15 protein-coding genes are annotated in these 18,922 nt (G+C 62.7%); 6 read left to right on the top strand and 9 right to left on the bottom strand.

Annotation, left to right across the window (positions count from 1 at the left end; all coding sequences use genetic code 11):
- Positions 1 to 67: 67 nt before the first annotated feature.
- The 4 genes from J3E64_RS09805 to J3E64_RS09790 are packed head-to-tail and all read right to left on the bottom strand — an operon-like array spanning position 68 to position 4,698.
- Positions 68 to 865 (bottom strand): DeoR/GlpR family DNA-binding transcription regulator, encoded by a 798-nt coding sequence (locus tag J3E64_RS09805; RefSeq protein ID WP_253342564.1) that lies wholly within the window; start codon positions 863 to 865, stop codon positions 68 to 70.
- 19 nt (positions 866 to 884) lie between these two features.
- The gene (locus J3E64_RS09800; RefSeq protein ID WP_253342563.1) at positions 885 to 2,123 is read right to left on the bottom strand and encodes an MFS transporter; all 1,239 of its coding nucleotides are present in this window, start codon (positions 2,121 to 2,123) and stop codon (positions 885 to 887) included.
- 26 nt (positions 2,124 to 2,149) lie between these two features.
- Positions 2,150 to 3,301 (bottom strand): FMN-dependent L-lactate dehydrogenase LldD, encoded by a 1,152-nt coding sequence (lldD, locus tag J3E64_RS09795; protein WP_253342562.1) that lies wholly within the window; start codon positions 3,299 to 3,301, stop codon positions 2,150 to 2,152.
- The gene (locus J3E64_RS09790) at positions 3,298 to 4,698 is read right to left on the bottom strand and encodes an FGGY-family carbohydrate kinase (protein WP_253342561.1); all 1,401 of its coding nucleotides are present in this window, start codon (positions 4,696 to 4,698) and stop codon (positions 3,298 to 3,300) included. The genes lldD and J3E64_RS09790 overlap by 4 nt, the downstream gene beginning before the upstream one ends.
- A gap of 118 nt (positions 4,699 to 4,816) precedes the next feature.
- On the opposite strand from J3E64_RS09790, the gene J3E64_RS09785 reads away from it, so the two are divergent.
- The 4 genes from J3E64_RS09785 to J3E64_RS09770 are packed head-to-tail and all read left to right on the top strand — an operon-like array spanning position 4,817 to position 10,511.
- Entirely contained in the window at positions 4,817 to 6,928 is a 2,112-nt protein-coding gene (locus J3E64_RS09785; protein ID WP_301287218.1) for a bifunctional rhamnulose-1-phosphate aldolase/short-chain dehydrogenase, read from the top strand.
- 20 nt (positions 6,929 to 6,948) lie between these two features.
- Positions 6,949 to 7,872, top strand: a complete 924-nt coding sequence (locus tag J3E64_RS09780) for an alpha/beta hydrolase (RefSeq protein WP_253342559.1) — start codon at positions 6,949 to 6,951, stop codon at positions 7,870 to 7,872.
- A gap of 8 nt (positions 7,873 to 7,880) precedes the next feature.
- The gene (rhaI, locus tag J3E64_RS09775) at positions 7,881 to 9,173 is read left to right on the top strand and encodes an L-rhamnose catabolism isomerase (RefSeq protein WP_253342558.1); all 1,293 of its coding nucleotides are present in this window, start codon (positions 7,881 to 7,883) and stop codon (positions 9,171 to 9,173) included.
- Positions 9,174 to 9,206: 33 nt separating this feature from the next.
- Positions 9,207 to 10,511 (top strand): sugar MFS transporter, encoded by a 1,305-nt coding sequence (locus J3E64_RS09770; RefSeq protein ID WP_253342557.1) that lies wholly within the window; start codon positions 9,207 to 9,209, stop codon positions 10,509 to 10,511.
- Positions 10,512 to 10,520: 9 nt separating this feature from the next.
- Here the strand turns inward: J3E64_RS09770 and J3E64_RS09765 are convergent, their stop codons facing one another.
- The 5 genes from J3E64_RS09765 to J3E64_RS09745 all read right to left on the bottom strand — a co-directional run bounded on the left by J3E64_RS09765 (position 10,521) and on the right by J3E64_RS09745 (position 16,547).
- On the bottom strand, positions 10,521 to 11,582 hold the full coding sequence (locus J3E64_RS09765; RefSeq protein ID WP_253342556.1) for a hypothetical protein: 1,062 nt from the start codon (positions 11,580 to 11,582) through the stop codon (positions 10,521 to 10,523).
- 34 nt (positions 11,583 to 11,616) lie between these two features.
- The gene (locus J3E64_RS09760) at positions 11,617 to 11,772 is read right to left on the bottom strand and encodes a hypothetical protein (RefSeq protein WP_253342555.1); all 156 of its coding nucleotides are present in this window, start codon (positions 11,770 to 11,772) and stop codon (positions 11,617 to 11,619) included.
- 35 nt (positions 11,773 to 11,807) lie between these two features.
- A complete protein-coding gene (locus J3E64_RS09755; RefSeq protein WP_253342554.1) occupies positions 11,808 to 12,851 on the bottom strand; it encodes a hypothetical protein in 1,044 nt (347 codons plus the stop codon).
- Between the two features lie 20 nt (positions 12,852 to 12,871).
- On the bottom strand, positions 12,872 to 14,845 hold the full coding sequence (locus tag J3E64_RS09750; RefSeq protein WP_253342553.1) for an NAD(P)/FAD-dependent oxidoreductase: 1,974 nt from the start codon (positions 14,843 to 14,845) through the stop codon (positions 12,872 to 12,874).
- Positions 14,846 to 14,963: 118 nt separating this feature from the next.
- Positions 14,964 to 16,547, bottom strand: coding sequence for a class I adenylate-forming enzyme family protein (locus J3E64_RS09745; RefSeq protein WP_253342552.1), 1,584 nt, complete (start codon positions 16,545 to 16,547; stop codon positions 14,964 to 14,966).
- A 115-nt stretch (positions 16,548 to 16,662) separates the two neighbouring features.
- Here J3E64_RS09745 and J3E64_RS09740 point away from each other — a divergent pair, with 115 nt between their 5' ends.
- Together J3E64_RS09740 and J3E64_RS09735 are read left to right on the top strand one after the other, a co-directional pair.
- A complete protein-coding gene (locus J3E64_RS09740) occupies positions 16,663 to 17,841 on the top strand; it encodes an acyl-CoA dehydrogenase family protein (protein WP_253342551.1) in 1,179 nt (392 codons plus the stop codon).
- Positions 17,838 to 18,911 carry a phosphotransferase family protein gene (locus J3E64_RS09735; RefSeq protein WP_253342550.1) on the top strand — a complete coding sequence of 358 codons (1,074 nt, stop codon included), beginning with the start codon at positions 17,838 to 17,840 and terminating at the stop codon, positions 18,909 to 18,911. The genes J3E64_RS09740 and J3E64_RS09735 overlap by 4 nt, the downstream gene beginning before the upstream one ends.
- Positions 18,912 to 18,922: the final 11 nt, after the last annotated feature.

Here is an 18,922-nt window from a genome sequence, read left to right as displayed (position 1 = left end):
AAAGCGCGATCCGCGCAGGAACGTCGCCCGATTATCCAAAATCTTCTGATGAGTTGCCTAGCGGGGTTCAGGCTTCATCGCGTGCGATGATCAGGTGGACCCCGGCCTGCCGCACCATCGCTTCGGCTTGCGCGCTGATTCCTTCGTCCGTGATCAAGATGTCGACTTCTTCGAGGTGGCACACGATTGCGCCGGAGGACGACATGAACTTCGAACTGTCGACCAGCAGGATCAGCCGTTCGGCCCGATCTATCAATCGTCGTTCCGCCGCCACCAGGATGACGTCCTGCTGCATTATCCCCTGCGGACCCACGGCCGCCGCGCCCATGAACAGCTTGGGAGCATGAAAGCGCGGCATCGAATCCTCGCCGGCTGGCGCCAGAATGATATTCTGTTCGCGAAAAACCGTTCCGGACGGGGTAAGAATTCTGGTGCCAGCCTGCGGCAGCAGAGCGTTCACGATGTGCAGCGAGTTGGTCAGCACCTGCAAGTTCAGGCCGTCCAGGTTGGCACACATTTGCAACGTGGTCGTGCCGCCATCGATCATTACGCCTTCACCGGGCTCGCACAAGGCAGCGGCCGCGCGCCCGATGGCGCGTTTTTGCGCAAGATTGTGACCGATCGCCTGTTCGAACGGTACGCCGGCTAGTTGCGCTGGCGGTTCGGGTTGCGGAGCGACCGGCATATTGTCCAGGCGCGCTCCCCCGTGGACGCGCACAATCCGGCCCTCCTCTTCCAGACGCGCGAGATCACGACGGATGGTGGCGGGCGAGGCGTCGAGCTGGGCCTCCAGGTCACGATATGTGATGAAGCCGTTGTGGCTCAGCGCCTCCATGATCAGCCCGTGCCGTTCCGCCGCGTGCATGTACTGTCCGTTGCTCCCGTTATCCGCTGATCTGTCGCTCCGCGTCGAGTTGTTCGAGCGACTTGCCTTCGTTGCGCGGTGCCCACAGGGCGCCGATGACGCCGCTTATGGCAAGGAAGCCCGTGAGAATCCACGCAAGATTGGTAAAGCCCGTCGACGTCAGGAATGGTACGAAGAAACTGAAAATGCCAAGGCCGATCCGCACGATCGCAAACGCCAGTCCCTGCGCTGTCGAGCGCAGCAGCGTAGGGAACATCTCCGCGCTCCAGAGCTGGAAGAAACTTTGCGCGCCGAATCCGCCGCCGAACTGGAGCAGGAAGACGTGCAGGATGGCGATCGGCAACGTCAGCGGGAAGAGAGCGAGCAATGCCATGCCGCCGACCTGGATGACAGCCGACAGGATGAACAGCAGCCGCTGGTTGACCCGGTCCGACAGGCGCATGAAGATCAGCCAGATGGACACCATGCCGGTGAAGAAGCTGAGCGCTTGGATAGCCACGCTCTGCGCCTGCGTAGCGGCGCCCACGGTTCGCAGGATGTAAGGAAAGAAGAAGCCGTTGGTGCCGGCCCACAGGTTCCAGAATCCGTACATGCCTACCAATGCGGCGAGCGCTGCTAGGTTCCTGCCCTTGAGCAGGCTGGACATGGCCGGGCGCTTCTCGTCGCTTTTCTGTGCATCCTCCCAACGTTCGGATTCGCGCATCTTGGACCGCAGGAGCGTGAGGCCGAGCGCGATTATCAGAAGATGGGCGAAAACGATCCGCGCACCCAATATGCCGAAATCGGTCAGCGCGAGGCTCATGAGCAGCACCACGACCGGGCCGAGATACCAGAGGATCTGGGCCACACCCGAATGTTTGCCGCGCTCTCCGTCAGGCGCCTGTTCGGCGATCAGCGACCAGCTGGCCGGAATATCGGCACCCACCGCGAGACCGACGATGACGAACCCCGTGACGATCATCCAGGGGTGCACCGCGAACACCAGCAGGGCCATGCCGCAGGCGTAAATCAGCATGTCCCATTGATAGATCTTCTTGCGACCGACCCGGTCGCAGAGCCAGCCGCCGATGAGCGCGCCGACGCCGGCCGATATCGCATTGGCGCTGAAGGCGCCGATCAGGCCGATGAAGCTGTCGGACAGGTGATAGATGTCCTTCCACAGCGCCAGCGCAACCGAGCCGGCAACGATGGAGCCGGCGTCGATGTAATTGGCGAGGCCCGCCAGCACAGTGTTGCGCCAGTGTTCCCGGGTGCTCATAGTCTGCCTTGCGGATGTTGACGCCATTAAAAGGGCTTCCTCACCAATATGTCCTGATTGATTTCCGCGATTTGGGTGACGCCCGTCAGCGTCATCGCCACACGCATTTCCGATTCGATAAGCGCCAGCATCTGGCTGACGCCGGCTTCGCCGCGCGCGGCGAGCGCATAGGCCCACGCCCGGCCGAGCATCACGCCCTTTGCACCCAATGCCAGCATGCGCACGACATCCAGTCCCGACCGGACGCCGCCGTCTGCGAGTATGGTCAGTCGGTCGCCTACCGCGTCAGCGATCGCCGGCAAGGCACGCGCCGTGGAGGGCACGCCATCGAGTTGCCGACCGCCGTGGTTGGACACGACGATGCCGTCGGCACCGGTTTCGGCAGCCGCCTTTGCGTCGTCCGGATCGAGAATGCCCTTGAGGATCAACGGTCCCTTCCATTCCGAACGGATGAAATCCAGGTCGCGCCAGTTGATCGACGGGTCGAAATTGTTGCGCATCCAGGCGAAGAAATCCTCGATCCCGGTCTTGCCTTTCAGCACCGGGGCGACATTGCCCAGGGCATGCGGACGGCCAAGCACGCCGACATCCAAGGCCCAGTGCGGGCGCAGCAGTGCCTGCGCAAACCGCCATAGCGCACCCTTCATGCCCGGTGCGCCCGCAAGCCCCGTGCGATAATCGCGATAGCGGCTGCCGGGCACAGGCATGTCGACGGTGAAGACCAGCGCGGAACATCCCGCCTCAACTGCCTGCGCCAGCAGATCTTTCATGAAGCCCCGGTCACGGATCATGTAAAGCTGGAACCAGAATGGCGCGCGCGCCGCCGTAGCGACTTCGCCGAGGGTGCAGGCGGATACCGTGGAGAGAGTGAACGGTATGTCCGCACCCCCGGCGGCACGCACCGCCTGGCATTCTCCGCGGCGCGCGTTCAGGCCCGCCAGCCCGATCGGGGCAAGGGCGACGGGAAGGGATTGTCTGTGTCCGAACAGTTCGGTCGTGAGGTCGAGCGAGGACATGTCGCGCAATACACGTTGTCGCAGCGCGATATCGCCAAGGTCATCGACATTGCGGCGCAACGTCACCTCGGCATACGATCCTCCATCCATATATTCGAACAGGAACCGGGGCAGCCGGCGACGCGCCGCCTCCCGAAAATCGGCGATGTTGGCGATGATCATGCCAGTATCCTGACACGGTCGGCCCACGCCGCGCGATAGTCCGTCATGTCTGCGTCCAGCGGCCGGACCCGGGTCAGCGAGCCACCGGGCCTGAGGCCGGGATCGATCAGGCGCAGTGCGCCGAACGACACGTCATGCTGGGCATGGCCGACATATACGTCCACGTCCGGACGTAGTCTTGCCAGTGCCCGCACGAACACCTCCGCCTCGGCGAAGCGTCCCTCCACGAGGACCCGTCCGCGCGAGCCGATCAGTCCGATCGCCGTATCCGCTACGAGCGCCGCATAAAGACAGGCGGCGGCGCGGCGGGCGAACCAGTCATCGGGTCGATTGATCCACTCAAACTGTCCGTCGGGATAGGGACCGAAGCCGGGCGCCAAGGTTGGCAGGATCATCGTACCCGATGCCAGCACGCCCTCGACGGCGGCAAGCAGAGCCGGCTGGTCGGGCTTGATGTCGACCCGGCGCGTATCGATCTCGATCAGGGACTCGATTTCGCGCCCGCCCATGAAGCGGGCCGATGGAACCGGGTGGCCATAGGCATCGACATTGACCAGGCAGTCGCGCGCTTCCGGCAGGACGCTCAGGTCGACCGGGCTGGAGGGAAGGCGCATCGCGACGAACCAGGTTCCGGTGGACAGGACCGTGGCTTCCTGCCCCGCAATTTCGGCAAAGCCCCGCGCGGCAAGCAGCGCGGCGTTCGAGTCGTGCAGTCCGGCAAGAACGCGGGTGGACGCGGGAAGGCCGGTGCGATGTGCGACCTCCGCAGTCAGCGTGCCGATCGTTTCAGCGGCAGGCACGACCGGCGCGAAGCGTTCGGCCCAGCCGAGCCGCCTCGCCATCGGCGAGAAATCGGCATCGCCGGGTGCCCAGACATCGCTGTGGCAACCAAGGCTGGTCACTTCGCTGACGGCGCGGCCGGTCAGGAACCAGCTCCAATATTGCGCCCATGGCAGCAAGATCGTACCGCGCATAGCCTCGGGCGCCATCCTGTCCATCCAGAAGATTTGCGCCCCCATATTAAGGCCGTCGGGCAGCGCGGGCGATCCCGTCACGGCAAAGGGATCGCGTTCGCGGCGATATGCCGCCAGAATATCCTGCGGCGGAGCCTGTTCATAATCGATCGGCGACATGACCGGACCAGATTGCCCCAGGGCTACGACGCCGGCGCCATGTCCGACCGGGACGATGCACTCGACGGGCTGTCCGGCATAATGCGTCAGGGCATCGAGCAGCCAGTCGCCGATGCCCACAGCGTCGAGGCATCGGACGCCATCGACCTGGCATGGCAGATTGGCGCGCGTCTGCCGGTCGACCATGTGGCCATCGCGCGACCACAGGCTGACCTTGCTCAGCGTCTTGCCGATGTCGATGACGATGATTGCGCCCTGGCGCAAAATGCTGCCTCCCCACTTTGATATGAAATGATCACTATCAATCGCAATTGATCATTTCCAGCAAAAATGTTAGTCCGCCGTCGAAACCAGAAAATGTCCGACGCCTGAAGGTATATTTATGAACGCTCCAGTTGCTCTTTCCCGTTCCGCAACGCGCTTTGCCGTGCCCGTCAGCCGCTGGGATGATTCCCGGGCAGCCGCTATGACGCCGGCCGAACTTCTGCTGTACCGTTCTAACCTGCTGGGATCCGATCTTACTGTCACGAATTTCGGGGGCGGCAATACATCGGCCAAGTTGACGGAGATCGACCCGCTTACCGGAGCGGCGGTCGAGGTGCTGTGGGTCAAGGGTTCGGGCGGCGACATCGGCTCCATGAAGCTTGATGGTTTTGCGACCCTGTATCAGGAAAAGCTCCTGAGCCTTGAGCGCCATTATGGCGGGCCGCAGGACGACGACAAGATGGTCGGCTATCTTCCGCATTGCACGTTCAACCTGAACGGGCGCGCGGCGTCGATCGATACCCCGCTGCACTCGCTTTTGCCCTTTGCCCATGTCGACCATGTTCATCCCGACGCGATCATCGCGCTGGCGGCTTCGTCTGGCGGCGAAGCGGCGACTCGGACGATCTGGGGCGGGCGGATCGGTTGGCTTCCCTGGAAGCGGCCGGGCTACACGCTGGGCGTGCAGCTGCGCGATTATGTGAAGGCGAACCCGCATGTCGAAGGCGTCATGCTGGCCGGACACGGCATCATCTGCTGGGCGGACAGTGCCAAGGCCTGCTACGAGCACACGATCGAGCTGATCGCGGACGCGGCAGCCTATCTCAACGCGAAGCTCGCCGATGCCCCTGCCTTTGGCGGCGAGAAGGTGGCACCCGATGACGATCGCGCAGCGATTGCCGCTGCGTTGATGCCGCGGCTGCGTGGCCTGATGACCGGGGCGCGCCGCAAGGTCGGCCATTTCTCGGACGATGGCGAAGCGCTGGAATTCGTCGGTTCGGTGGAGTTCGAACGGCTGGCGGCGCTGGGAACGTCTTGCCCGGACCATTTTCTGCGGACCAAGATCGCGCCGTTGACGCTCGATCCCGCGCGCCTGTCCGACGACGCCTATCTGGCGGAGAAGCTGGAGGATTATCGCCGGCTTTACGCCGCCTATTATGACCGGTGCAAGCGGGCCGATTCGCCCGCCATGCGCGATCCCAACCCCGTGGTTGTGCTGGTGCCCGGTGTCGGCCGGATGACTTTCGCCACTGACAAGACGACCGCCCGGCTTGCAGGCGAGTTCTATGGCAACGCCATCAACGTGATGCGCGGCGCGGAAGCGATCGGAGACTATATCGCGCTTGACGAGCAGGAAGCCTTCGACATCGAATATTGGCTGCTGGAGGAGGCGAAACTCCAGCGCATGCCCAAGCCAAAGCCGCTGGTCGGTCGCATCGCTCTGGTCACAGGCGGGGCTGGGGGTATCGGCGCCGCGACGGCGGCGCGGCTGTTGGCCGATGGAGCCTGTGTCATGCTGGCGGATCGCGATGCCGCCGCCGTCGAAGAGGTACGCGCCGGATTTGCCGGCCAGTACGGCAAGGACGTGGTGCGTGCGAGCGTCGTCGATGTAACCGATGAAAGCCAGGTGGAGGCCGGTTTCCAGGCCTGTGCCCGCGAATTCGGCGGTCTCGACATGCTCGTCGCCAATGCCGGAATAGCCTCTTCCGCGCCGATTGAAGAAACAACCAAGAGCCTTTGGGATCGCAACTATGATGTCCTGGCGCAGGGATATTTCCTGACCGCCAAACATGCTTGGCCGCTGCTTAAGGGCATGTCGGCGCAAGGCGGCTCAAGTGTCGTTTTTATCGGATCGAAAAATGCCGTGGCGGCGGCGACCAATGCGTCTGCCTATGCGTCAGCCAAGGCGGCGGCGAACCATCTTGCCCGCTGCCTTGCGCTGGAGGGTGCGCCCGCCGGCATTCGCGTCAACATCGTCAACCCCGATGCGGTGATCAAGGGATCGCGTATATGGGACGGCGACTGGCGCAAGGAGCGCGCGGGTGCCTACGGCATCGATTCGGGAAGCGAACTGGAGGAGCATTACCGCCAGCGTTCGATGCTGAAGCGCGACGTGCTGCCGTCCGACATCGCCGAAGCCGTCTATTTCCTGGCATCGGACATGTCGGCCAAATCGACCGGCAACATGATCAATGTCGATGCGGGCAACGCGCAGGCCTTTACCCGCTAGAAATCGGGGAAGGGAGAGGAATGATGAGAAAATTCGTCCGGACCCTATGCGCTCTGGGACTGCTGGCGCAGGCGGCGACAATGCACGCGCGGCCGGCGGCAGTTGCGCCCATTGCCGCCGCCGAACCCGGCGCGATTCCGCTGCTTTCGACTGCAAGAGGCGGTGACGCGGACGAAATCTGGACCATCGTTCCCAACGAAGGGCGGTCGGTGCGCAATGTGACCGTGCCGACATTGACGCCCTTTCTGCCCGCGGCCGGCAAAGCCAATGGCGCCGGCGTCATCATTTTCCCGGGCGGCGGCTTCATGGCGCTGTCCATGGACCATGAAGGGTACAAGGTTGCCCGCTGGCTGGCCGATCGCGGGATCGCCGCGTTCGTCGTGAAATATCGCCTGATACCGACACCTGCCGATCCGAAGGAGGCCATGCGTTTCATGGCGATGCGGATCGGCCAGGCGGTGCGGGGCAGGACCAACGACGCGAAGCTGGAAAAGCCGGAAGCGACGGACGACGCGCTTGCCGCGTTGCGCCTTGTCCGGCGAGATGCGCATGAATGGGGCGTTGACCCGGCGCATGTCGGCATGATCGGTTTTTCGGCCGGAGCCATGACGGCGATGAATGCCACGCTGGCGACGGGCGCTGACGAGCATCCCGCCTTTGTCGGCTATATCTATGGGCCCCAGGCGGCTGTCACCGTGCCCGCCGCGGCTCCGCCGCTGTTCGATGCGATCGCGATGGACGACCCGCTGTTTCCCACTAATGGTTTTCCGATCGCGCAGGCCTGGCATGCTGCCCGGCGGCCGGTAGAAATCCACGCCTATCAAAAGGGTTATCACGGCTTTGGCGGCATGGGCCGCGCCGGGACGACCACAACCTTGTTGATGGAAGAATTTCACGCCTGGCTGGCGATGCAAGGCTTCCTCGAACCGATTTCCAAGAAGTGAGAATGATCATGACCAGCCTGCCTCTCTCCGCCGATCTGATCGCCGAAACCAATGCGCGGGACGCGGTCGCCTTGGAAGAGGATTACGCCGCGCTCGGCCGCAAGCTGGATCGCAGCGGCATCGCCATCGACGCGGTGAAGGCGCGCGTGGCAAATTTCTCGGTCGCCGTGCCGAGTTGGGGAGCGGGTCGGGGCGGTACGCGCTTCGCCAAGTTTCCGATCGCGGGGGAGCCGACCGACATTCATGAAAAGCTGGAAGATTGCGCCGTCATCAACCAACTCAGCCGGGTAACGCCGCGCGTTTCGCCGCATTTCCCGTGGGACAAAGTTTCGGACTATGGAGCGCTGCGCGAAGAGGCTGCGTCTCTCGGCCTTGGGTTCGACGCAGTCAATTCCAACACGTTCCAGGACCAGCCGGGTCAGGCGCACAGCTATGCCACCGGTTCCCTGTCCTCGACCGTCGCGGAAACGCGGCAACAAGCCGTGGACCATAATATCGAATGCATCGAGATTGGTCGCCAGCTTGGCGCCAAGGACCTGACCGTATGGGTGGGCGACGGCACGAACCTGCCGGGGCAGCAGGATCTGGCCCGCAGCCTTGACCGTTATCTGGACGCGGCGGCGCAGGTGTATGCAGCCTTGCCGGACGACTGGCGCATGCTGCTCGAGCACAAAATGTTCGAGCCCGCTTTCTATTCCTCCGTCATTTCCGACTGGGGCAGTTCAATCCTGGCCGCGCAGGAACTGGGCGATAAATGCCAATGCCTGGTCGACCTCGGCCACCATGCGCCCAACGTCAATATCGAGCAGATCGTCGCGCGCCTCCACCGCTTCGGCAAGCTTGGCGGCTTCCATTTCAACGACAGCAAATATGGCGACGACGATCTCGATTCCGGGTCGATCAATCCGCATCAGCTTTTTCTGATATTCAACGAACTGGTCGAGGCCGAATTGCATCCGCGCGGCGGCTTCAACCCCAGCTACATGATCGATCAGTCGCACAATGTGACCGACCCGATCGAATCGATGTTGTCCTCGGCCGAAGCGATCACCCAATGTTTTGCCAAGGCATTGCTGGTCGACCGCGACGCGCTCCACACGGCTCAGGACGGGAACGATACTATGATGGCGTTCCAGGCGCTTCGCCGTGCCTATACCGTCGATGTGTCGCCGATCGTTGCCATGGCCCGCATGGAGGCCGGCGGTGCAATCGACGTGCTGACCGCCTATCGCGACAGTCGCTGGCGTGAACGCAAGAGCCAGGAGCGGAAGGCGGTAGGCCTGGGCGCCGGTATCGTCTAAACCCGCCCATCAGTCGCAGGAGCAATGCAAGACATGGTCAGTTCCGTCCCCCCGGCATCTTCGGCACAACCGACGCAGTCCGGTTCCGCGCCGCGCATGCTGGTGGCGGCCGTCGTCGCCCTGTTCTTTCTCTGGGGTGGCCTGACCAGCCTCAATGACATTTTAATACCGAAGCTCAAGTCACTGTTTTCGCTCAGCTATACCGAAGCGATGCTGACGCAGTTCGCCTTTTTCACGGCCTATGCCGTCATGTCCCTGCCGGCAGGCGCGCTTATCGCGCGCATCGGCTACGCACGCGGTATCGTGCTGGGCCTGTGCACGATGGCGGCAGGGTGTCTTCTTTTCGTTCCGGCATCGTCGTCGGGCATCTATGCGACATTCCTCGTGGCGCTCTTCGTCCTGGCAAGCGGGATCACGCTGCTACAGGTCGCGGCCAACCCGCTGATCGCGAACATGGGCGATCCGGCGACGTCGCACAGCCGCCTGACCCTGGCGCAGGCGTTCAATGCGCTGGGTACCACTCTGTTTCCGCCGATCGGCGCGCTGGTGATCCTGGGATCACTCGCCGACGTCGATCCCGCCACACTCGGGCCGGAAGACCGCGCCCTGTTCACCGCGCGTGAAGCTGCGGTAATCGGCCATGCCTATGTCGGCATTGCGCTTATCCTCGCCCTGATCGCGGGCTTCTTCTGGTGGCGACGTCGTCTCATAGCGGGCGGCGCTGCGCCTGCCGCGAGCCTGGACGGCGCCTTTTCCTTGCTTCGCATCCCGCGCGTGGCCGGTGCTGTTGCGTCCATATTCCTCTATGTCGGCGCGGAAGTGTCGATCGGATCGATGCTCGTCAACTATCTCGGGCAGCCGCGCGTCATGGGCCTTGCCGAACAGGCGGCGGGTGGCATGGTAGCCTTTTACTGGGGCGGGGCGATGGTCGGCCGCTTCGCGGGCGCTTATGCGCTGCGCAGGGTCAGTCCCGGGTTGCTGCTGGCGATCATGTGCATCGGCGCCATTCTGCTAGCCGCCGTTTCGGCGTTGTCGGACGGAATGGTCGCAGGCTATACGATCCTCGCGATCGGGCTCATGAATGCGATCATGTTCCCCACGATCTTCAGCCTCGGCGTCGAAGGGCTGGGAGACCGCACGCCGCAGGCATCGGGTCTGCTGTGCATGGCGATTGTCGGCGGCGCGCTGGTGCCGCTGCTGACCGGAGCGGTGGCGGATGCGTCCAGCCTGGCCGTGGCCCTGATGGTACCGGCTGTCTGTTATTTGCTGATTGCCGTCTACGGTTGGTCGGTCCGTGCACCTGCCGGAACAGGCGCCGAAGCGCCTGTCCTGCACTAACCGCTGGGGTCAGGCCGCTATCGCCGGCCTGACGTCGAGCGGCGCTTCTGCCGGATAATGCGACGGACTCATGGCGTATGTTTCGGTTAGCGTCGCGATGAATGCTCGGTCGGTCATGGGATCGCCCGGCATGGCAAAGCCTACGCCTCGCCGCTTCAAATCAGCGATCAGCATGTCGAAAGCCCGTTCGATCGTCAGATCGTCCTTATGGTCGTAAAAGAGCTTCAACTCGTCCATATCGGTGAAAACATGCGCGCTGTAATGAAACAGGATGCGCATGTCGCTGGGCTGATAACGGGCGATCAGGCGGTCTCCGTCGACCACGCGCCAGCCCTGTTCTCCGTCCGCCTCCAGAACGGAATCCAACGTCATGCCGTCCGGGGTATCGCGCCGGTCGCGCGGACCGCAGGCCTCGCCCCGATGATACATGTGCTGGTTGTCGGTCAGAAGGCCGCTGTTCCAGAATGGCGCCGCCATACGTTGCGGCGCTGCTTCCGGGCCGTCCGGCCAGTAAGTGAAGCCGCCATCGACATCGGACGGATAATAATAGGATATCACCTGCCCGGCTTTCACTTCCCACGCGTCGAACAGCCCCGATTTCGCCATCACCGCGCCAAGCCAGGCCGGCATGTTGGTCGGGTCGAGCCCGCGCCAGCTTCGCCCGTCGAAATGGCCGGGATCATAGCCATGGCACGGTCCCTGGATGTTGAACTGGAACAGATAGGGCGTCCCATAGCGCGCACCGTGCATCGACTTGACAAGATCCACCAGCTTGCGGCTGTAGAAGATTTCGTGTGCTTCCTCCTCATAGGGCAGGCCATGATTGCCGAAGAAGCCGCGGAAGGAAGGGTTGAGCATGTCCGACAGGGAGCGCGGTCGTGTGCCCCCTGCACCCGGGCTCGAAATTGCAAGCAGTTCTTCCACCGATTTGAAATAGATAGCCGCGATCAACCGCCAGGGTCCATTGGTGCGCAGGATATGGAAAAGCCGCCGGTTCTCCTCCGGCGTGAAGATGTCATGCAGCATCCTGGGCGGGACGACGGGCTTCATTCTGCGCGCGCGGTCGATCATGTCGGCAACTCCTGCTTGCTGTTGCGCCTCTCGGTCAGCTCCGGCTGGTGTCGGGCGAGACCCGGACAAGTATCTTGGCGCCTGGGCTGTCGCCCGAGATACAGGCGGCCAGCGCCTCCGGCGCGCTTTCCAGCCCTTCGAAGATCGTCTGGGGAACGCTGATGCCGCCGTCTTTCCACAACTGGGTCATCTCGGCGCGGAAAGGCGCATAATCGCCCCCTTATATCAGGCCGCGAGCGCTTCCTCGGGCTCCGGCGGGAAGATCGCCGGCTTGCCCGGGTCGTAGGTCCGGGTGAGCAGGGCGATGAACTTCTGATCGGTCAGCGGATCTGTCGGGACCTCGAAGGTAAGGCCGCGCGCGCGCATGTCGGCAATCAGCGTGTCGAACACCTGGTCCTTGCTGATGTCGTCGGTGTGGTCGAGCGCACGCTTGAGTTCGTTGTAATCCATATAGATGTCGGCGCCCCAGTGCAGCAGCAGGCGGAATTCCTCTGCCGGAATGTCCTGGATCACCGTATCGCCATTCACGACCTGCCATCCGTCGGAATCGGGCGCACTGCGCATGCGCGACTTGATGTTCAGTCCGTCCGGCCAACGCATCGCGGACGGTCCGGTCGCTTCGGCCGTGTGGTACATCATTTCATTTTCGACCACGACGGCGCGGCCCCACATCGGCGCCTTGATCTGGGCGGGCTCGGCCTGCGGGCCGTTGGGCCAATAGTTGAAGCCGCCTCCGACCTGACCCCGGTAATACCAGGTGATGACCTGGGCCTTCTTGCAGCGCCAGCGGTCGAACAGGCCCGACTTGACCATCATGTTCATCAGCCAGACGGGAGCGTTCAGGCTGTCGACGCCGCGGAAATTGGTCGCATCGACATGCGGAGTTTCGCTGCCGCGGCAGGGCCCCTGAATGTTGAAGAGCATGTTTTCGGGACGGGCATATTCGGCCCCCCAATAATTGCGCACCAGATCGGTGAACTTGCTGTTCCAGAAGCAATCCTCGATCTCGGGATAGAGGGCGGTCGCGCCTTTGGCGAGATAGCCTCGGAACACCGGCGACATGAACATTTCCCACGTCGGGGTGAAGCCTTCGGGCATGGTTCCCGACGTGGTGGCCAGCACTTCCTCGGGCGACTGGAAATGCTGCGCCAGAATCATTTCCCACGGCCCCTTGTCGCGGACCAGCTTGAGCAGCCGAGCATGCTGGTCCGTGCTATAAACCCCCTCGATGATCTGCGGTGGGGCGACCGGAACGAATTTGGTGGCCATGCGACATCTCCTCTGGCGCCCTAGGCGCGGATGATAAATTCGGAAGGAACGGGTGCCCGGCTGTTGTGCCAGGCATCGACGATGCGAAACGGGCACGACAGCCAAAGACGGCCAGCGCTGTTCTGGTAATAGCTTTTGACGCGATGATGGCCCCAGATCATGTGCTGCAACTGATCGTCCAGCCTGGCATTCCATTCGTCGAACGCCTCCGACTTCGGCTCGATCGCCTTACCGCCGTTTGACAGCATGAGGTCCAGGCAACCGATGATGAAGTTGGTCTGCGTTTCGGACAGGATGTTGATGCCCGCACCATGCTGGGGCACGCTGTTGGGGCCGGAAATCATGAAGAAGTTGGGGAATCCGGGTACGGTCGATCCGCGATGCGCACGCGGGTCGTCCCAGCCCCAAAGCTGACGGATCGTGACACCGTCGCGCCCCTCGACATGCATCGGCGCCAGCATTTCCGCCAGGACATAGCCGGTGGCGAAGACGATCACGTCCAGTTCGATCAGTTCGCCGTCCCTGGTCAGTATCCCATTTTCGACAATCTTTTCGATACCGCTGGTTTCCAGCGTCACATTGTCCTGCAACAGCATGTCGAACCAGCCCGCATCCATGCAAAGCCGCTTGGCGCCGGGCGGGTAGTCGGGCGTCACCTTTTCTTTCAGGTCCGGCCGATCCTTCAGTTTCTCGTCCAGATAGGCGAGCAGATATTGCCGCATCGCCTCATTCGGTGCGGATACCGACTGGTCGGGCATGTGCCAGTCCGGATCGATCACCACATTCTGGTACAGGCCGTCGGAGGCGTTCCAGTAGGTGAAGAGCCGCCACCATTGCCCATAATGGGGAATGTGGCGCATCGCCCAGCGGACGCCGTCGGGCACCTTGCTGTTCAGAATGGCAATCGGGTTTATCCAGTGGCGCGACCGCTGGAATACCGTGAGGTGCGACGCGATTTTTGCCATTTGAGGCGAGATCTGCATCGAACTGGCGCCGGTGCCGATCACGCCTATCCGCTTGCCGGCAAGGTCGGCGCTGTGGTTCCACTGGGCGGAGTGCATCGCCACGCCCGTGAAATCCGCCGCGCCCGGAATGTCGAACGTCTGTGGCCGGTTGCTGAATCCCAGGGCGGAGATGACGGCATTCACCCGTCTTTTTTCCGTTTTGCCGCTATCGAGCGACCGGATGGTAACGTCCCACATCGCGGAATCTTCGTCCCAGATCGCGCTGGTTACCTCGGTGCGGAATGTCGTGCGGTCGCGCACGCCATATTTGATCGCGCAATGGCGCAAATAGGCCTGATTCTGGTAGCCCCGTGAAAACCAGTGAGACCAGTCGGCGTTCAGCTCGAAGGAAAAGGAATAGAAATGGCTGGGCGTATCGACCGCCAGTCCCGGATAGGTCGTGTGATACCAGGTGCCGCCGACCTCTTCGTTCTTCTCAATGACCTCATAGTCATAGCCGGCTTCCCCCAGCTTCGCGCCGAGTGCGATGCCGGACATGCCCGCCCCGATGACCAATATCCTAAAATCCGCCGGCGGCACGGCGCGCGCAGAAAGATCGACACCCTGGACGCCCGCCAAGCCGGCCTGTTCCAGCAACAGGGGCACGAACTCGTCCGCAACATGTTCGCCTGTATAGACGTCCATCATCCGGCGCATACGACCGGATTCGATGGGAATGGCTGCCGGCGCTTCACGGGTGAGCAATTCGAACAGGCGATCGCGCATATCGGCCTTGAGATCCTCCGGTATCCCCGCCGATCCACCCTGCATGAACGGCTTGATGTGCGGGCGGAACGGGTCCAGCAGCGTTTCGTCACCGCTGATCTGGGTATAGACCATCAGCAAGGTGGGAATGTCAGCCTGCTGCAACGCTGCCCGCAATGCCGCGCCATCGGTGATCGGCAAATGTCCGGCCAATTGATTGGCGGTGGGCGAAATCACGGGTTCTTCTGCCGGCGCCGGGCGCGGCTGATCCACCTTTACTGACATCCACTCCTCCCGTCGTTCCGTTCGGGTCGGAACGATTGCTTGCGGTATCCGTCGTTCAGACTACGGACGATGCCTTACTCAGGCAAGATAAAGCAACGATCAATGCACTTAATTGCGGCTATTGCGCGGCGACCGGCGGCAGCCATTCACGCACGACATTCTTCAAAAGTTTTCCATTGGCGTTGCGGGGCAGGGGGCCGTCCACGATGTAGACATGATCCGGTATCTTGTAGTCTGAAAGCCGGTCTGCGCAGAATTGCCGCAATGCGTCGTCCCGGACCGCTTCGTGCGCGACGACGAACGCCTCGACCCGCTCCCCCAGCACCGGGCAGGGACGGCCTACGACGACGGCTTCCGCGACGGCATCATGGGCCATCAGCACATTTTCGACCTCGACCGAATATATCTTGAACCCGCCTCTGTTGATCACGTCCTTCATCCGGTCGAGCAGCCGGATATAGCCGTCGGCGTCCATGACCCCGATGTCCCCCGACTTCCAGTATCCGCCGGTAAAGTTCGTCGCGCTTGCGTCCGCATTGTTCCAATAGCGCGGCACCGTCATGGGCCCGGCTATCCAGATTTCGCCCTGCTGGCCGGCTGGGCATTGGCGTCCATCCGCGTCCATGATCACTATGTCGGCATAGGGCAGCGCCCGGCCCACCTGATCGCGGCGCGACGGCCCCTCGCCGAGCGGCATCATGACGGCGGGCGACGTCGTTTCGGTGGAGCCGTAGATATTGACCAGTGTGAGCTGGGGCGTCTCGCGCGCCAGTTTTTCGATAGTCGCTTCCGCCATGGGCGCACCGCCATAGGCGCCGATCCGCCATCGGCTTAGGTCGAAGGCGGCATAGTCCTCGTCCATCAGGCACAGCTTGTACATCGCCGGAACCATGATCGCATAGGTCACGCCTTCTGCCTGTGCGAATTCCAGGAACTGCTTGGCCTTGAAGCCACGCTGCACGACCAGCTTTCCCGCCACGCACAAAGCCAGCATCAGCACCAGGACGATACCGGTGACGTGCGACGCCGGCACCGACAGGACCATCGCCTCACCGTCGCGCAGGTGGAGATGATCGCGGCTGCCGAGGCAGCTTGTGACGACACCGAAATGCGTCAGGACCGCGCCTTTGGGGCGCCCGGTAGTCCCGGATGTATAGAGGATGCAGAAGGGGTCGTCCTCCGTCACCGCCGATCGCTGCGGCCCATCGGCGGCCATGACGGGCTGACGGTCCCAGAGCGCCGCTTCGGTCGAGTAGGGCAGCCAGAGGCGCAGGTCCGGTAACGCCCCGCGATTCGGCAATTGGTCTGCCAAAATATTTTCATATACCAGCGCGACCGCACCGCTGTCGGTTAGCGCATGTGCGGTTTCCGGCGGTTTCTGGCGGATATTCATCGGCACGGCGATGAGCCCAAGGCGCGCTGACGCCAGCAATAGCGTCGTATAGTCCGCCCGGTTGTCCAGCAGAATGCCCAGCCGGTCGCCGGCGACCAGTCCAAGCGCGGCCAGTCGTGCGGCGCATTGTCCGGCTCGCCGGGCGAGTGTCGCATAAGTCCAGCGTATGTCGCCATCGACCAGCGCCACCGCATCGGGCGCGCGCGCCACGGTATCGAGGAACATGGCGAATATGTCCGTTGGCCTGTCACCGTGGCAGGTGACGACCCGGCCATGATGTTCTTCCTTGCGAAACCGCTTGTCCGTCATGCGTCGTCCGTCCATCCTCTCGCGATAAGCACCGGCTTTGCCATCCGACGCTTTATTACAACTTGCTTTGTCGTTCTGGGCTTGGCAAGCGCCCTTTGCCGGGAAAGGAACAGACATGCCTGAACAGAGCGAAGGCGTCGCCATGGCGCGGAAGGTGGAAGCGTTCGTTCGCGACGTCGTGATTGCCTATGAGGGCGACGAGCGCCACGATGGCCATGGCCCGCTGGACACCATGGTGCAGGAAATGCGGTCGAAGGCGCGGGCTGCGGGCGTGCTCACCCCGCATATCCGTGCGGACGGCAGTCATATGTCCCACCGCGACACGGCTATCGTGCTGCGTGCTTCGGGCCTGTCGCCGCTCGGGCCGCTCGCCTGCAACACCAATGCACCCGACGAAGGCAATATGTTCCTGCTCGGCAAGGTCGCGACGCCTGAGCAAAAGGCGCAGTTCCTGGAGCCCATGATCGCAGGTGATGGGCGTTCCTGCTTCCTGATGACGGAACCGGCCGTTGACGGCGGTACCGGATCGGACCCGTCGATGATGCAGACGCAGGCGAAAAAGCAGGGCGACATGTGGGTGATCAATGGCCGCAAGGCGTTCGCCACCGGTTTTGCCGGCGCCAAATTCGCCATTCTGATGGCCAAGACAGTGCGCGATGACGGGAAGGATGCAGCCACGATGTTCCTTGTGCCGCTGCCGCACCCCGCGCTGGTTCAGGAAAGGCTGATCGGCACCATCGACAGTTCGATGCCGGGCGGGCATGCGGTCGTGAAGGTCGACGATCTTCGGCTTGGGGCGGATGCCATTCTCGGGGCGCCGCATGAAGGCTTCGTCTATGCGCAGGTGCGCCTGGCTCCGGCGCGCCTTACTCATTGCATGCGCTGGCTGGGCGCGGCGACCCGGGCGAACGAGATTGCGACCGATTATGCGGTCCGGCGGCAGGCGTTCGGCAAGCCCCTGATCGACCATGAAGGCGTAGGCTTCATGCTGGCGGACAATCTTATCGATCTTCAACAGTGTGCGCTCATGATCGACTGGTGCGCCGACGCGCTGGATGCGGGAAGCAAGGCGATCACCGAAAGCTCCATGGCGAAGGTCGCGATTTCCGAAACCCTGTTTCGCGTCGCGGATCGCTGCGTTCAGGTGATGGGCGGGACCGGGGTCAGCCACGACACGATCGTGGAGCAGGTGTTTCGCGAAATCCGGGCGTTTCGCATCTATGACGGTCCGACGCAGGTGCATAAATGGTCGCTGGCCAAGAAGATCAAGCGCGAGGCTCTGGCAAGGATATGAGCGGGACGAGCGATTTGGTCGATGCGCTGAACGCCGGAACGACTGCCGTGCGCGAGGGACATCGCTTCGACGAGAATGCCCTGCGCGAATGGATGCGCGCCCATGTGCCGGAGGCCGAGGGCGAAGTGACCGTCCGGCAGTTCAAGGGCGGCCAGTCCAACCCGACCTTCCGGCTTGATACCCGTGATCGTTCCTTCGTCCTGCGCCGCAAGCCCCCCGGGGTGACTATTCCCGGGGCCCACGCGGTGGACCGGGAAGCGCGGGTGATCGGCGCGCTGGGCAAGGCGGGATTTCCAGTTCCCCAAGTCTATGGCCTGTGCACGGATGATGCGGTCATCGGCAGCTGGTTTTACATCATGGAATGCGTCGAAGGCCGCGTGTTCTGGAACTCGCGCTTTGAATCCGTCCCTCGTGACGAGCGGCGCGCCTATCTCGACGCCATGAACGGGACGTTGGCGCAATTGCATGGCTTCGACCCAGCGTCACTGGGCCTGGCTGACTTCGGCAAGACCGGCAATTATTTCGAACGGCAGATTTCGCGTTGGTCGCGGCAATATCTTGCTGATGAGGTTGCCGGGCGGGACCCGCATATGGACCGCCTGATCGAATGGCTGCCCGCCAACATTCCCGCCGGGGACGAAAGCCGCATCGTTCACGGCGATTTCCGTGCCGACAATATGGTGTTTCATTCCACCGAACCGCGCGTGGCGGCCGTGCTCGACTGGGAATTGTCGACGCTGGGGCACCCCCTGGCCGATTTCGTCAATCATCTGATGATGTACCGGCTGCCCCCGACAATCCTGTCGGGCCTGCGTGGCACCGATGTCGACACGTTCGGCCTGATGTCGGAGGACGATTATGTGGCGGCCTATTGCCGTCGCACGGGTCGCGATGGCATCGGAGATCTGGACTTCTACCGCGCCTTCTCCCTATTCCGTCTTGCCGCCATCTATCATGGCATCAAGGCGCGCGCCTTGCGCGGGACGGCGGCCTCCGCCCATGCCGAGGCGCTGGCGGCACATTATCCGCTGCTGGCGGAACTGGGATGGAACGAGGCCACAGGCGCCTGAGACAAGTGCAT

It is taken from the genome of Sphingobium sp. OAS761, assembly GCF_024168485.1.
In the GTDB taxonomy this organism is placed as follows: Bacteria; Pseudomonadota; Alphaproteobacteria; order Sphingomonadales; family Sphingomonadaceae; genus Sphingobium.
The sequence above is the reverse complement of the archived record's forward strand: the minus strand, read 5'-3'. Positions and strand labels throughout refer to the sequence as shown.

Excerpts from the sequence above, each read along its gene's own strand:
- rhaI (WP_253342558.1), top strand. The coding sequence starts at position 7,881 with ATGACCAGCCTGCCTCTCTCCGCCGATCTGATCGCCGAAACCAATGCG.
- J3E64_RS09740 (WP_253342551.1), top strand. The coding sequence starts at position 16,663 with ATGCCTGAACAGAGCGAAGGCGTCGCCATGGCGCGGAAGGTGGAAGCG.
- J3E64_RS09770 (WP_253342557.1), top strand. The coding sequence starts at position 9,207 with ATGGTCAGTTCCGTCCCCCCGGCATCTTCGGCACAACCGACGCAGTCC.
- J3E64_RS09750 (WP_253342553.1), bottom strand. The coding sequence starts at position 14,845 with ATGTCAGTAAAGGTGGATCAGCCGCGCCCGGCGCCGGCAGAAGAACCC.
- lldD (WP_253342562.1), bottom strand. The coding sequence starts at position 3,301 with ATGATCATCGCCAACATCGCCGATTTTCGGGAGGCGGCGCGTCGCCGG.
- J3E64_RS09735 (WP_253342550.1), top strand. The coding sequence starts at position 17,838 with ATGAGCGGGACGAGCGATTTGGTCGATGCGCTGAACGCCGGAACGACT.
- J3E64_RS09800 (WP_253342563.1), bottom strand. The coding sequence starts at position 2,123 with ATGAGCACCCGGGAACACTGGCGCAACACTGTGCTGGCGGGCCTCGCC.
- J3E64_RS09765 (WP_253342556.1), bottom strand. The coding sequence starts at position 11,582 with ATGATCGACCGCGCGCGCAGAATGAAGCCCGTCGTCCCGCCCAGGATG.
- J3E64_RS09805 (WP_253342564.1), bottom strand. The coding sequence starts at position 865 with ATGCACGCGGCGGAACGGCACGGGCTGATCATGGAGGCGCTGAGCCAC.
- J3E64_RS09755 (WP_253342554.1), bottom strand. The coding sequence starts at position 12,851 with ATGGCCACCAAATTCGTTCCGGTCGCCCCACCGCAGATCATCGAGGGG.
- J3E64_RS09745 (WP_253342552.1), bottom strand. The coding sequence starts at position 16,547 with ATGACGGACAAGCGGTTTCGCAAGGAAGAACATCATGGCCGGGTCGTC.
- J3E64_RS09760 (WP_253342555.1), bottom strand. The coding sequence starts at position 11,772 with ATGACCCAGTTGTGGAAAGACGGCGGCATCAGCGTTCCCCAGACGATC.
- J3E64_RS09780 (WP_253342559.1), top strand. The coding sequence starts at position 6,949 with ATGATGAGAAAATTCGTCCGGACCCTATGCGCTCTGGGACTGCTGGCG.
- J3E64_RS09785 (WP_301287218.1), top strand. The coding sequence starts at position 4,817 with ATGAACGCTCCAGTTGCTCTTTCCCGTTCCGCAACGCGCTTTGCCGTG.